This is a genomic window from Polynucleobacter sp. HIN6 (assembly GCF_030297575.1).
In the GTDB taxonomy this organism is placed as follows: Bacteria; Pseudomonadota; Gammaproteobacteria; order Burkholderiales; family Burkholderiaceae; genus Polynucleobacter.
In genome coordinates, this window is the sequence record NZ_AP028137.1 from 131,290 (window position 1) to 143,745 (window position 12,456).

Genomic DNA, 12,456 nt, shown 5'->3' on the forward strand with positions numbered 1-12,456 from the left:
TCAGTTTGATATGAACTTAGATTGGAGTGTCTTTTGTAAAGACACTTTGACTGGAGAAGTAGCCCCACGCTGCTTCTCCTTTTTATTTGGGATGGATCCTAACGCTGATCCTACCTATTTGGATTGGCTAATCTCTGCATGGGGTTGGACCATAGCTGTCGCCGGGCTTAGTCTGGTGTTAGCAATGGTGATGGGGGTCGTCATTGGTACGATGCGCACCTTACCGCCCCTGCATCTTTTAAATCGATTATGTGTTGGTGCTGCAACGGCTTGGGTTGAGCTCTTTCGGAATATCCCATTACTCGTTCAAGTTTTTCTTTGGTATCACGTAGTGCCGGCGTTTTTCCCCATCATGAAAGACTTCCCATCCTATTTATTGGTGAGCATTGCCTTGGGTTTATTTACATCGGCGCGGATTGCGGAACAGGTTCGCGCAGGGATTCAGTCGCTACCATCAGGACAGCGAAATGCAGCGATTGCCTTGGGTATGACCACCACACAAAGTTATCGCTACGTGCTCTTACCGATGGGTATGCGAATCATCATTCCGCCACTTACATCAGAGTGTATGAATATCGTGAAGAACTCATCCGTTGCGTTTGCAGTATCCGTACCGGAGCTCACCTTATTTGCTTTACAGGCTCAGGAGGAAACCTCCCGTGGTATTGAAATTTATTTAGCCGTTACGGGGCTATATATGGTGAGCGCATTTACAGTCAATCGAATCATGGTGTGGATTGAGAAAAAAACGCGCGTTCCTGGTTTTATTGCGGCTAATCCATCCTCAGCGCATTAAGGTAAGCGATAAATCATGAACCTGGATCTGAGCTTTTATAACTGGGAGCTATTCACTAGTTATATTCAAAAGGGATTGATCTTTAGTGTTCAGTTAACCATTATTGCGACGATTGGCGGGATTCTGTTGGGGACGGTACTGGCTTTAATGCGTCTTTCAGGAAAACCGTGGCTTGCGTTACCTGCAACTGCGTATGTCAATACGATGCGTTCCATTCCGCTGGTCATGGTCATTTTGTGGTTTTTCTTATTGATTCCGCTGATCATTGGCAAACCAATTGGCGTTAATTTATCGGCCATCATTACCTTTATTGCATTTGAGGCGGCTTACTTTTCGGAGATTGTGCGAGCCGGAATTCAGTCGATTCCGAAGGGGCAGGTTTATGCTGGCCAAGCCTTAGGAATGACTTATTCACAAAATATGCGCTTGGTAGTTTTGCCCCAAGCCTTTCGAAATATGATCCCTGTTTTTATGACCCAAACGATTATCCTGTTCCAGGATACCTCTTTGGTCTATGCGATTGGTGCTTACGATCTTTTGAAGGGATTTGAGATTGCCGGTAAAAATTTTGGACGACCAATTGAGACCTATTTGTTGGCAGCCGTGACGTATTTTTTAATCTGTTTTACGCTATCCCGAATTGTTAAGCGCATTCAGGAGAAGGTTGCAATTGTTCGTTAAGAAATGAGATTGCCATGATTGAGCTTCGACATATTTCAAAATGGTATGGCCAGTTTCAAGTGCTCACCAATTGCTCGACGGTGATTCACAAGGGTGAGGTGGTTGTCATTTGTGGACCGTCGGGGTCAGGAAAGTCGACGCTGATTAAGACAATCAATGCGCTAGAGCCCTTTCAAGAGGGTGAGTTGACGGTTGATGGAATTAACTTACATGATCCCAATACGAATTTGCCGCAGCTGCGTGCACGCGTTGGTATGGTATTTCAACACTTTGAGCTATTTCCCCATTTATCGGTTATGGAGAATTTAACTATTGCTCAGGTGAAAGTACTCAATCGCAGTCTAGATGAGGCCAAACAACAAGGTCTTAAATATTTAGAGCGCGTGGGTTTATTAGAGCAACAAGATAAGTTCCCGGGCCAGCTATCTGGTGGTCAGCAGCAGCGTGTAGCGATTGCCCGTGCCTTATGTATGGACCCAATTGTGATGTTGTTCGATGAACCTACCTCCGCTCTTGACCCTGAAATGGTGGGCGAGGTTTTGGATGTGATGGTCAAATTAGCGCAGGAAGGGATGACCATGTGCGTGGTCACCCATGAAATGGGCTTTGCCAAGAAGGTGAGTGATCGTGTGATCTTTATGGATCGGGGAAAAATCGTGGAGGATTGCACGCGCGATGAGTTTTTTGCCAATCCCGATGCGCGCTCACCTCGGGCCAAGGAATTTCTCTCGAAAATATTAGCTGACTAATTTTTCTAGTCTCTACGGCCTTTGCCGGTCCAAAATACAATTGCTAATAGAATAGCCAAGGCTAGGAATGCTTCTAGCACGAATAAGAGCATGGGATATTCATCAAATAACTGAGCGAGCATGATGATCTTCTGGAATTCGAGTAACCCCATTGTAGTTTGTAAGTCTGCATTCTGCGTCGTCATGGCCAGTCTCTTTCTTGCATCTTGTGCGGCACCGCCAACTAAACCAATTTCTCAGGCGCCTAAAGCAAGTAGTTCAAGCAATTTGCCTCGTACCCCAAGAGTTACCGAAACCGTTATTACGGATGACAGTAGCTCATCGGCCGCATTAACGCCTGTGGCATTCTCTGAGATACCCGGCTGGGATGAGGATAATTTGAGTGAGGCGTGGCAAGCGTGGTTGCAAAGTTGCAATACCTTACGAAAGCGTAAACCGGGACCTGTTAATTGGGCTGCAGTCTGCGATCGGGCTAATGCTCAAAAGCCAAGAGACGCGAAGGCATTTTTTGAGAACAACTTTAGGGCCTATGCAGTTCGCAATCAAATCACTGGAAAGTCGGAAGGTTTGGTCACCGGCTACTACGAACCCATTATTGCGGGTTCGCGGGTTCGTACCGATCGGTACACCGTGCCTCTGTATGCCTATCCCAAAGCATGGGTTCGTACGAAACCATCGCCTGCGCCAACACGAGCTGAGCTGATGAACTCAAACCTGCTTAAGGGTTCAGAAATTGCCTGGGTTGAAGATCCGGTAGCGGCTGCATCGATGCAGATTCAGGGATCTGGAAAAATCCGTTTGGACAATGGCCAAATCATGCGATTGGGGTTTGCGGGATCGAATGATTTACCGTTTAAATCGAGTGCCCAGTGGTTATTGGATCGTAAAGAAATTACCCGTGCGCAGGCAACCATGCAGGGGATTTCGGAGTGGGCTAAGCGCAATCCCAGCAAAGTGCAAGAGATGCTTAATGCCAATCCACGCTTTGTGTTCTTTCGAGAACTACCAGCTTCATCGAACCAGGATCTTGGGCCGATTGGTGCTCTCGGAGTTCCACTAACACCTGAGCGCAGTGTTGCGATTGATCCGCGGGCGATTCCGCTCGGTGCCCCCGTGTTTTTAGAAACCACACGACCGCTCAGTAATCAGCCGATTCGACGCTTGGTGATGGCCCAAGATACGGGTAAGGCAATTGTGGGCCCAGTCCGAGTTGACTATTTTTGGGGCACTGGGGACGAAGCTGGAGAATTGGCTGGCAGAATGAAGCAAAATGGCCGTGTTTGGTTAATGCTACCGAAGAGGGACTGAAATGTCATACAACACGATATTGACCCAGACCGAGGGAAAGGTTGCCCTTATTACCTTAAATCGTCCACAAGTACTTAATGCTTTAAATGACGAGTTAATGGATGAGTTAGGCGATGCATTACTACGCTTCGATGCCGATGATGCAATTGCATGCATTGTGATTACTGGAAGTGAAAAAGCATTTGCTGCGGGTGCGGATATCAGCAAGATGGCACAGTATGATTTTCAGGATACGTATCGCAATAATTTCATTACGCGTAATTGGGAAACCATTTGTAAGGTTCGTAAACCCGTGATTGCTGCGGTATCAGGCTTTGCCTTGGGCGGTGGCTGTGAGCTCGCCATGATGTGTGACATGATCATTGCGGCCGATAATGCCAAATTTGCGCAACCTGAAATCAAGTTGGGAATTATTCCCGGCTCGGGTGGTACGCAGCGGCTAACGCGAGCAGTATCCAAGTCAAAAGCGATGGATTTATGTTTGACTGGCCGGATGATGGATGCGGCTGAAGACGAACGAAGCGGATTAGTTGCCCGGGTTTATCCCGTCGCGCAATTAATGAGCGAAACGATGGCAATTGCACAGACGATTGCCGCTATGCCACTCCTTACTCTCATGATGGTGAAGGAAAGCGTGAATGCTGCTTATGAAACTACGCTCACTGAAGGCATTCGTTTTGAGCGCCGTTTGTTTCATGCCTGCTTTGGCACCGAGGATCAAAAAGAGGGAATGGCTGCTTTTTTAGAAAAGCGGCCCGCGCAGTTTAAGAATCGTTAACGCAGAAAAGTTTGGGCTAAACGGACCCAGTAGTTCACTCCAACTGGAATGATTTGATCATTGAAATCATAGGAGGGGTTATGCAAATGGCAAGGTCCCATGCCATGGCCAGTTGCGCGGTGATCGCCATCCCCGTTACCTAAAAATACATAGCAGCCCGGTTTTTTTAAGAGCATGAAGGCAAAGTCCTCGGCGCCCATGGTTGGATCGATTCGGGTGTTTACCCGTTCGTTACCCACGAGCTCTTTCATGACCTGAGCGGCAAACTCAGTTTGCTGTTCATCGTTAATCAGGGGTGGGTAATTGCGTTTGAAGGTCAGATTGGCTTTGCAATCAAAGGCGCTGGCCACTTGATTGGCAATCTCATGCATACGCTGTTCGATTAAATCTAAAACCTCTAATGTAAACGTCCGAACTGTTCCGCCTAGCATCGCAGTATCGGGAATAACGTTGCTGGTTTCTCCGGCATGAAATTGCGTAATTGAAATTACCGCCGCATCAACCGGGCGCTTATTGCGAGTAATAATGGTTTGGAGAGCTTGCGCGATCTGAACGCCTGCCATGATGGGATCCGCACTGTTGTGTGGCAGGGCCGCATGCCCGCCTTTGCCCTGAATGTCGATTACGAACTCATTACTCGATGCCATCATGGGGCCGCTCACAACCCCAAAATGACCCTCTTCTAAACCTGGCCAATTGTGCATCCCGAATACTGCATCGCAAGGGAATTGTTCAAACAGACCATCTTCAATCATTTCTTGGGCGCCAGCACCACCTTCCTCAGCAGGTTGGAAGATAAAAATCACACTTCCTTTGAAATCGCGATGATTAGCCAGATATTGCGCCGCACCCAAGAGCATTGCTGTGTGACCATCATGACCGCAAGCGTGCATCTTGCCTGGATTTTGCGAGGCGTGAGCAAAAGTATTTTTTTCTTGTAGGGGCAGGGCGTCCATATCGGCGCGCAAGCCAATCATCTTTCCTGGGCCCAACTCACCGTCTAAGCGACCCACTACTCCCGTTTTGCCCAGGCCTTGATAGACCGCAATACCCCAACTGGATAGTGCTTGGGCAACCAGCTCAGCGGTACGCTTTTCTTCAAAGCGTAGCTCCGGGTGTGCATGTATATTGCGCCGGATTTCAGCGATGCTAGGAGTTGCTTCCAGGATCTCAGGGAGAATTCGCATAGGTCAATATTAGCCCAAAGCGATACACTTGGCGTGGAGACAATGTGCAGCTTTAAAAAAGTGTAATAAATACCAATGATTACAAATAAACCTTGGTTTTCATCCTACCCAAAAGGCGTTCCCCACCATCTGAGTTATGACCGGTATGGTTCACTCTTGGATTTACTCGATGAGTCATTTAAAACGCATCGGGAGCGACCCGCGTATTGGTGTATGGGCAAGCACTTTTCCTATGAAGCCATTGATTTGGCATCGAAGCAATTGGCCAGTTATTTGCAAAGCCTTGGTCTATCCAAGGGTGCACGGGTTGCAATCATGCTGCCCAATATTCCGCAATATCCGATGGCTTTGTATGGCGTACTTCGAGCAGGTTTTATTGTGGTGAGTATCAATCCTTTGTACACCCCGCGTGAGTTAGCAGCCCAACTAAGCGATAGCGGGGCGGAGGCTATTTTGCTTTTGGAGCATTTTGGAAAAACCCTTGAAGATGCCTTTGCAATTGAGGGTCAAGCAATAGCAATAAAACACGCAGTGATCACAAGTATTGCGCAGATGCTGGGTTGGAAGGGCCCCTGGTTAGATCGTTTTATACGAACCTTTAAGCGCAAAGTCATTCCTTATTCCTTGCCAACGCAAGTTAGCACGATTCAATTTTCCGCTGCCTTAGAGTTGGGTGCGCAACGAGTGTATGAACGTCCACATCGTTCTCACGATGACATTGCACTATTGCAATATACCGGTGGAACCACAGGAATTTCCAAGGGCGCGATATTGACCCATCGCAATTTAATTGCCAATGTATTGCAAATCGAAGCCTGGTTAAAACCGATTGAACAACGCAAAACGATTACCGCATGGCATTTTCTGTGTGCACTTCCCATGTATCACATCTTTGCACTTACAGGCTGTGGACTATTGGGCATGCGCCTTGGCGCCCGAATTCTGTTGGTTCCAAATGCACGCGATTTACAAAACTTAATTGGGATTTTGAAAGAGTTTCCGGAGATTAATATGTTTCCGGGAGTAAACACTCTATTTGCTGCTCTTTTGAACAATCCCAAATTTGCTCAATTAGATTTTTCTCAGTGGGCACTCACGATTGGCGGCGGCATGGCAGTACAACGCTCCGTTGCACAACGCTGGCAAGAATTAACCGGTACGGTCATCACCGAGGGATACGGCCTTTCTGAAACCTCCCCAGTTGCATCGTGTAATACCCCATTGGCCACCGAGTTCACTGGTTCAATTGGCTTACCCTTGCCCGATACTGAGATGTGCATTCGGGATGAAGAGGGTAAGGATTTGGCTATTGGTGAGATTGGCGAGATCTATATTCGGGGTCCACAGGTCATGCGTGGCTATTGGCAACAAGAAGCTGAAACACAGAACGTGCTGGGTGCCGATGGATTCTTTCGAACGGGTGATATCGGCGTGATGGATGAGGCTGGTTATTTCCGAATTGTGGATCGCAAGAAAGACATGATTTTGGTAGCTGGTTTTAATGTCTTTCCAAATGAGGTCGAAGATGTCGTTGCTTCTATTCCTGGGGTCCTTGAATGTGCAGTGGTTGGCATTCGTCAAGGCGCGATGGGTGAGGCAGTTAAGTTATTCGTAGTACGAGAAGACCCTTCGATTACTGAAGAACAAATTATGGAAGTTTGCAATCGCGAGTTGACGCACTACAAACGCCCAACGCAAATTGAGTTTCGAGAGAGCCTGCCGAAGAATAATGTGGGCAAGATTCTGCGTCGTGTCTTACGCGATGAAAGTCAATCAGGGTAGTGCGATTGCATTGGCAGCAAATTCAATTGCCTCAATTGAATAGGGCGCATTCGCTTTTTTCTGTAAGTTCGGGGGCAAATGCGCAATGCTTCCCAATAGGGGCGCCTTGATTCGATTCTGAAGCGTCGTAATGTTTTCGTTTAAGTAGAGCATCTTAGGATCGATGCAATTGGCGACCCAACCGGCCAGCTTGAGGCCGCGTTGCTCAATGGCTTCTACCGTTAGTAATGTGTGATTGATGCAGCCCAAACGCATCCCCACAGTAAGAATCACTGGTACTTGAATGCGTACAGAAAATGTAGATAGATCATAGCGATCATCAATAGGGGTTAAAAATCCCCCCGCACCCTCAGCAATGACATGGGCGATTTGTGTTTGTAGTGTTTGATAAGCTTGCACCATGCGATCGAGTTCTAAGTGCTTGCCATGTTTGGCAGCGACCAGATGAGGTGCGGCTGGAGTATCTAGTACATAAGGACAAATCACATTTTGGGGAATTGCCGGATCTTGCACTAGTGTATAGGTTTCTAGATCCTCATTGCAAAGCATGCCCTCACTATTACGGTAAGTTCCTGCAACCACTGGCTTATAGGCGCACGCTGAACCTGAATTGAGTGCATTTAATTTATAAACCAATGCAGCGGTAACTAAGGTTTTGCCAATTTCAGTATCTGTGCCGGTGACAAAGTAGGAGTGGCTCATCATTTTGGCAAAGAAGTTTCGAGATCCGATAGTACATTGCAGAGCCCCTGTATCTGCTCTTTAGTATGTGCGGCCGATAAGGTCATCCGCAGGCGCGCCATACCTTTAGGAACAGTGGGCGGACGAATTGCGGGTATCCAATATCCCAATTGATCTAGGGCTCGTGCAAGCTGTAAGGCAGTCGTGTTGCTACCAACCACAATGGGCTGAATCGCGGTATCTGATTTCAATCGATTCCAACGGATAAAAGTAGAACCTTCTTTCCAAAGCGCGATATTGCTATGTAAACGAGCTCGTAATTCTTGCCCAAGCTCTCCTTCGATTAGAGAAACACTGCGCAGCACAGCAAAGGCTAATGCAGGTGAGCTGGCTGTGCTGTAGATGTAGGGCCTGGCTTTCTGAATGAGCCATGCGATGATTTTTTCATGGGCACAAACAAAGGCACCATTGAGACCAGCGGCTTTGCCCAGCGTACCAATATAGATAATGCGGTCCGAGCAAATCATTTGGTCTTCCAGGATTCCATATCCATTCTTGCCGAGCACGCCAAATCCATGCGCATCATCAATTATGAGGAGCGCATCGTATTGATTGGCTAGGCGTAAGAGCTCTTGAACTGGCGCAAGATCGCCATCCATACTGAAGACCCCATCGGTCACAATTAACTTAAATGGCGTCAGGTCATTGCGTAGCTTCTCTTCAAGGCCTGCTAAATGATGGTGATCAAAGATGTGAAGGTCGACCGATCCCTGGCCGCGGGCTAGACGAACTCCATCAATCAGAGATGCGTGATTAAGGGCAGCAGAATAAATACTCGTTTTTGACTTCCCAATCAGACTGAGGGCAGTAATGGCACTTATATTAGCCAGGTAGCCGGTGGAGAAAAATAAAGCGCGGGCATTTGGAATGGCGCCGGCCTGAGTCGATGCTAATTTTGCTTCGAGCTCATCATGAATCGCGTGATGACCGCTAATTAAATGCGAGGCACCACTGCCCGTGCCAAAACGCCTTGCCCCCTCGGAGAGAGCTGCAATCAATTTAGGGTGATTAGCAAGCCCTAAATAATCATTGCTACAAAATGCCAGCAATGGTTTTCCTCCAATTTGAATCTCAGTACCACATGGTGTATCGACTGAGCGAATCGAGCGACGCAGTAATTCACGATCGATTATTGCTAGTTCCGCATCAATTTGATTAAGAGCAAATGGCATGTGCATGAAATCAGGATTTTTGCAAAACAGTATGCAAGCTTCGTTCAATTGCACGACTCATCTGTTGGATTTCATCGGCAGAGAGAATGTAGGGTGGCATCACATAGACCGTGCGACCGATGGGTCGAATCAACACCCCCTCTTGTAGGCCCTGCTGAAACATTTCTTTGGAGAATGAACCTGGCTTTGAAATCGCAGATGCTTTGATATCAAACGCAAAGATCATTCCTTGTTGACGAATATGTTCAATCGATGCGTGATCACGGGTCCATGCGAATGCTTCTTGGATTGACTGACTACGCACTTTATTTTTTTCTAGCACGGCATCTTCTTGAAAAATATCCAAGCCTGCTAAGGCAGCTCGACACGCTAATGGGTTGCCAGTGTATGAGTGGGAATGTAAAAAAGTAGCTGACATGTCGTCACTGTAAAAGGCAGAGTAAATCGTATCAGTACTCAAACAAATGGAAAGGGGTAAATAGCCTGCGCTGATTCCTTTGGATAGGGTCATGAGATCTGGCCAAATGCCCGCTTGCTCACAGGCAAAGAATGTGCCTGTTCGACCACAACCAACTGCAATTTCATCAGCAATTAAATGAACGTCGTATTGCTTACACAGTTGCTTCGCTCCCTTCACATACCGTGGCGCATGCATTGCCATTTGGCCCGCGCATTGCACTAAGGGCTCAATGATCAAGGCCGCAATGGTTTGATGGTGTTGAGCTAAACACTCTTCGAGATTCTTCAGCGCCAAATCAATGATTTCCTCGCTCGAGACCTGGTCGGTTGCAGCCCGTGAATCGGGTGACATGACGATATGAACGGGATTGAGGAGTGATCCATAGGCATCACGAAATACCGATACATCGGTGACGCCAAGGGCGCCCAAGGTTTCTCCATGGTAGCTATTGGCTAAACAAATAAACTCTTTTTTATTGGGTTTCCCCTGAATCTTCCAAAAGTGATGACTCATCTTGAGCGCAATTTCAACGGCAGATGCACCGTCACTGGCATAAAACGCATGGCCTAATTGACCATTTGTTAATGCACTTAAACGTTCTGATAGTTCTACCACTGGCTGATGTGTAAATCCAGCAAGCATGACATGCTCAATGCGCTTGAGTTGCTCAGAGATTGCTTGATTGATACGCGGATTGGCGTGACCAAATAAATTAGTCCACCACGAACTAATTGCATCAATGAAGCGCCGTCCTTGATCGTCTTGTAGCCAGGCCCCCTGTCCCGAGGTAATCGCAATTAAGGGATAGGCCTCGTGATCTTTCATTTGGGTGCAGGGGTGCCAAACCGAAGCAAGGCTCCGACTGACCCAGTCTAAGGAATGACCTGGTTTATTCATTGGCGCAGGTGTGGATTATTTCAAAATCAAGCAGCATATCTGGTATGTTATTGGTTTTAGAGTCTAATCCCGATAAAACCATGTCAGCATCACCAACGATCTCTCCATTGGTTCAGGTTAAGCCAAGTGCACCCAATGCCTATCCAATCTGGACACTGGAGCAGGTTGCGGCATTGTTTGAGCTCCCATTTCATGAGTTGATGTTTCGGGCCCAGGAAACCCATCGTCAATATTTTCCTGAGGGTGATGTGGAATTGGCCACCTTGTTATCCATTAAGACCGGGGGTTGTCCGGAGGATTGTGGGTATTGCCCCCAAGCGGCCCGCTATCACACCGATGTGAAGGCAACTAAACTCCTAGATTTAGATGAAGTACTAGAGGCTGCCAAAGCAGCCAAAGCAGCTGGCTCCAACCGTTTTTGTATGGGCGCTGCATGGCGAGAGCCCAAGGATCGTGATGTTGAAAAAGTAGCCGCTATGATTCGGGGTGTTAAGGAGTTAGGGCTTGAGACTTGCGCTACGCTTGGAATGCTAGAAGCCAATCAGGCTAAGGCTTTGCGGGATGCGGGCCTGGATTTTTATAACCATAATTTAGATACCAGCGAGGATTTTTATCCGAATGTGATTCAGACCCGCAACTATCAGGATCGTTTGGATACTTTGCAGCATGTTCGTGATGCTGGAATGTCGGTATGTTGCGGCGGGATTGTGGGGATGGGGGAGTCGAGGGAGCAGCGCGTCGCATTCATTGCACGCTTGGCGAATCTAAATCCTTACCCAGAATCCGTGCCGATCAATCATTTAGTGCCGGTTGCTGGCACCCCGTTGGCCGATCAGCCCAGATTAGACCCCTTGGAATTTGTGCGAACCATTGCTGTTGCCCGGATTACCATGCCTCAGGCCCGAGTTCGATTATCAGCGGGTCGTCAAGAGCTTGGAAAAGCCGTCCAAGCAATGTGTTTTCAGGCAGGCGCAAATTCCATCTTTTATGGTGACCAGTTGCTCACCACCGGCAATCCAGAGGCATTGGCCGATCGCCAATTGCTCGCAGAGCTTGGTCTAAAAACCAAGGAAAGCTGCAAGGCTGAAGTGCAAGTATGAGTCGTTCAAACCCCATCAATTTGAGCCCAATCGATCATTTGATTGGTGAGTTTGATACTGCATTGCGTGCTATTGCTGGCGGTGCCAATTATAGTCGGCCAGTCCCTAAGGCCAATATTCAAGAAGGATTAAATGAAGAGCAAGTGCTCACTTCAGATCTTGATTTAAGCCCGAAAGACCGCACCCATGTGGCTGGTTTAATGCGTGTCAATCATGTTGGTGAGGTCTGTGCCCAGGCGCTCTACCAATCTCAAAAATTACTAGCTAAGACACCTGAAACCCGCGCCTTATTGGATCAGGCAGCCAAAGAAGAGATGGATCACATGGCATGGTGCGAGGAGCGCCTCAAAGAGCTGGACTCTCGCCCCAGTCTCTTGAATCCATTGTGGTATGCGGGGGCATTTGGAATCGGGTTGGTCGCGGGGTTAGCAGGTGATCGCTGGAGTTTAGGATTTGTAGCAGAAACGGAGAAGCAGGTGGAGCGGCATTTGAATGATCACCTTGAGAAGCTCCCTGAAGCTGACCTTCGTTCTCGAGCCATTGTGGAGCAGATGCGGATTGATGAAATTGAGCATGGTGCAAGCGCAATCGCTGCTGGCGGGCAAGAATTACCCCAGCCCATTCAGACGCTCATGGCGGGTATTTCAAAAATCATGACAACGACCGCTTATAAAATCTAGTATTACTGTTCTTTTATACAGGCTTTTCAGGGCACTCCCCCTATATACCTAAAGACGTATCTTAGCTATAGATTACAAGTACTTGTTTTAGGTCATAATTTTAATTTACGATTATTTTGCAAAGC

13 protein-coding genes are annotated in these 12,456 nt (G+C 47.6%); 8 read left to right on the plus strand and 5 right to left on the minus strand.

What is annotated here, in order from left to right:
• The first annotated feature begins 10 nt into the window (after positions 1–10).
• Genes QUE66_RS00745 through QUE66_RS00755 form a run of 3 tightly spaced genes read left to right on the plus strand, consistent with a single transcriptional unit; the run spans position 11 to position 2,226 of the window.
• Positions 11–796, plus strand: a complete 786-nt coding sequence (locus QUE66_RS00745) for an amino acid ABC transporter permease (protein WP_286223844.1) — start codon at positions 11–13, stop codon at positions 794–796.
• A gap of 15 nt (positions 797–811) precedes the next feature.
• The gene (locus QUE66_RS00750) at positions 812–1,477 is read left to right on the plus strand and encodes an amino acid ABC transporter permease (protein ID WP_286223845.1); all 666 of its coding nucleotides are present in this window, start codon (positions 812–814) and stop codon (positions 1,475–1,477) included.
• 14 nt (positions 1,478–1,491) lie between these two features.
• The gene (locus QUE66_RS00755; protein WP_286223846.1) at positions 1,492–2,226 is read left to right on the plus strand and encodes an amino acid ABC transporter ATP-binding protein; all 735 of its coding nucleotides are present in this window, start codon (positions 1,492–1,494) and stop codon (positions 2,224–2,226) included.
• Between the two features lie 5 nt (positions 2,227–2,231).
• Here the strand turns inward: QUE66_RS00755 and QUE66_RS00760 are convergent, their stop codons facing one another.
• A complete protein-coding gene (locus QUE66_RS00760) occupies positions 2,232–2,411 on the minus strand; it encodes a hypothetical protein (RefSeq protein ID WP_286224777.1) in 180 nt (59 codons plus the stop codon).
• Between QUE66_RS00760 and mltA the strand changes: the two genes are divergently transcribed.
• Positions 2,410–3,534: a murein transglycosylase A gene (mltA, locus tag QUE66_RS00765; RefSeq protein ID WP_286223847.1), complete on the plus strand. Its 1,125-nt coding sequence runs from the start codon at positions 2,410–2,412 to the stop codon at positions 3,532–3,534. The genes QUE66_RS00760 and mltA overlap by 2 nt on opposite strands.
• A 1-nt stretch (position 3,535) precedes the next feature.
• The gene (locus QUE66_RS00770; protein WP_286223848.1) at positions 3,536–4,312 is read left to right on the plus strand and encodes an enoyl-CoA hydratase; all 777 of its coding nucleotides are present in this window, start codon (positions 3,536–3,538) and stop codon (positions 4,310–4,312) included.
• Here the strand turns inward: QUE66_RS00770 and QUE66_RS00775 are convergent.
• Positions 4,309–5,499 (minus strand): M20 aminoacylase family protein, encoded by a 1,191-nt coding sequence (locus QUE66_RS00775; RefSeq protein ID WP_286223849.1) that lies wholly within the window; start codon positions 5,497–5,499, stop codon positions 4,309–4,311. The two genes, QUE66_RS00770 and QUE66_RS00775, sit on opposite strands and share 4 nt — an antisense overlap.
• A 75-nt stretch (positions 5,500–5,574) precedes the next feature.
• Here QUE66_RS00775 and QUE66_RS00780 point away from each other — a divergent pair, with 75 nt between their 5' ends.
• A complete protein-coding gene (locus QUE66_RS00780; protein ID WP_286223850.1) occupies positions 5,575–7,281 on the plus strand; it encodes an AMP-binding protein in 1,707 nt (568 codons plus the stop codon).
• On the opposite strand, the gene bioD is transcribed toward QUE66_RS00780, so the two are convergent.
• The 3 genes from bioD to bioA are packed head-to-tail and all read right to left on the minus strand — an operon-like array spanning position 7,273 to position 10,551.
• Positions 7,273–7,983: a dethiobiotin synthase gene (gene bioD, locus QUE66_RS00785; RefSeq protein WP_286223851.1), complete on the minus strand. Its 711-nt coding sequence runs from the start codon at positions 7,981–7,983 to the stop codon at positions 7,273–7,275. The genes QUE66_RS00780 and bioD overlap by 9 nt on opposite strands.
• Positions 7,983–9,200, minus strand: coding sequence for an aminotransferase class I/II-fold pyridoxal phosphate-dependent enzyme (locus QUE66_RS00790; protein WP_286223852.1), 1,218 nt, complete (start codon positions 9,198–9,200; stop codon positions 7,983–7,985). The genes bioD and QUE66_RS00790 overlap by 1 nt, the downstream gene beginning before the upstream one ends.
• A gap of 4 nt (positions 9,201–9,204) precedes the next feature.
• Positions 9,205–10,551, minus strand: a complete 1,347-nt coding sequence (bioA, locus tag QUE66_RS00795) for an adenosylmethionine--8-amino-7-oxononanoate transaminase (protein WP_286223853.1) — start codon at positions 10,549–10,551, stop codon at positions 9,205–9,207.
• Between the two features lie 80 nt (positions 10,552–10,631).
• On the opposite strand from bioA, the gene bioB reads away from it, so the two are divergent.
• A complete protein-coding gene (gene bioB / locus QUE66_RS00800) occupies positions 10,632–11,651 on the plus strand; it encodes a biotin synthase BioB (protein ID WP_286223854.1) in 1,020 nt (339 codons plus the stop codon).
• On the plus strand, positions 11,648–12,331 hold the full coding sequence (coq7, locus tag QUE66_RS00805) for a 2-polyprenyl-3-methyl-6-methoxy-1,4-benzoquinone monooxygenase (protein WP_458574790.1): 684 nt from the start codon (positions 11,648–11,650) through the stop codon (positions 12,329–12,331). Before bioB ends, coq7 begins: the two co-directional genes overlap by 4 nt.
• Positions 12,332–12,456 lie beyond the last annotated feature (125 nt).

What these genes read in the sequence shown, in the direction of transcription:
- QUE66_RS00745 (WP_286223844.1), top strand. Translation starts at nt 11, where the DNA reads ATGAACTTAGATTGGAGTGTCTTTTGTAAAGACACTTTGACTGGAGAA.
- QUE66_RS00750 (WP_286223845.1), top strand. Translation starts at nt 812, where the DNA reads ATGAACCTGGATCTGAGCTTTTATAACTGGGAGCTATTCACTAGTTAT.
- QUE66_RS00755 (WP_286223846.1), top strand. Translation starts at nt 1,492, where the DNA reads ATGATTGAGCTTCGACATATTTCAAAATGGTATGGCCAGTTTCAAGTG.
- mltA (WP_286223847.1), top strand. Translation starts at nt 2,410, where the DNA reads ATGGCCAGTCTCTTTCTTGCATCTTGTGCGGCACCGCCAACTAAACCA.
- QUE66_RS00760 (WP_286224777.1), bottom strand. Translation starts at nt 2,411, where the DNA reads ATGACGACGCAGAATGCAGACTTACAAACTACAATGGGGTTACTCGAA.
- QUE66_RS00770 (WP_286223848.1), top strand. Translation starts at nt 3,536, where the DNA reads ATGTCATACAACACGATATTGACCCAGACCGAGGGAAAGGTTGCCCTT.
- QUE66_RS00775 (WP_286223849.1), bottom strand. Translation starts at nt 5,499, where the DNA reads ATGCGAATTCTCCCTGAGATCCTGGAAGCAACTCCTAGCATCGCTGAA.
- QUE66_RS00780 (WP_286223850.1), top strand. Translation starts at nt 5,575, where the DNA reads ATGATTACAAATAAACCTTGGTTTTCATCCTACCCAAAAGGCGTTCCC.
- bioD (WP_286223851.1), bottom strand. Translation starts at nt 7,983, where the DNA reads ATGAGCCACTCCTACTTTGTCACCGGCACAGATACTGAAATTGGCAAA.
- QUE66_RS00790 (WP_286223852.1), bottom strand. Translation starts at nt 9,200, where the DNA reads ATGCACATGCCATTTGCTCTTAATCAAATTGATGCGGAACTAGCAATA.
- bioA (WP_286223853.1), bottom strand. Translation starts at nt 10,551, where the DNA reads ATGAATAAACCAGGTCATTCCTTAGACTGGGTCAGTCGGAGCCTTGCT.
- bioB (WP_286223854.1), top strand. Translation starts at nt 10,632, where the DNA reads ATGTCAGCATCACCAACGATCTCTCCATTGGTTCAGGTTAAGCCAAGT.
- coq7 (WP_458574790.1), top strand. Translation starts at nt 11,648, where the DNA reads ATGAGTCGTTCAAACCCCATCAATTTGAGCCCAATCGATCATTTGATT.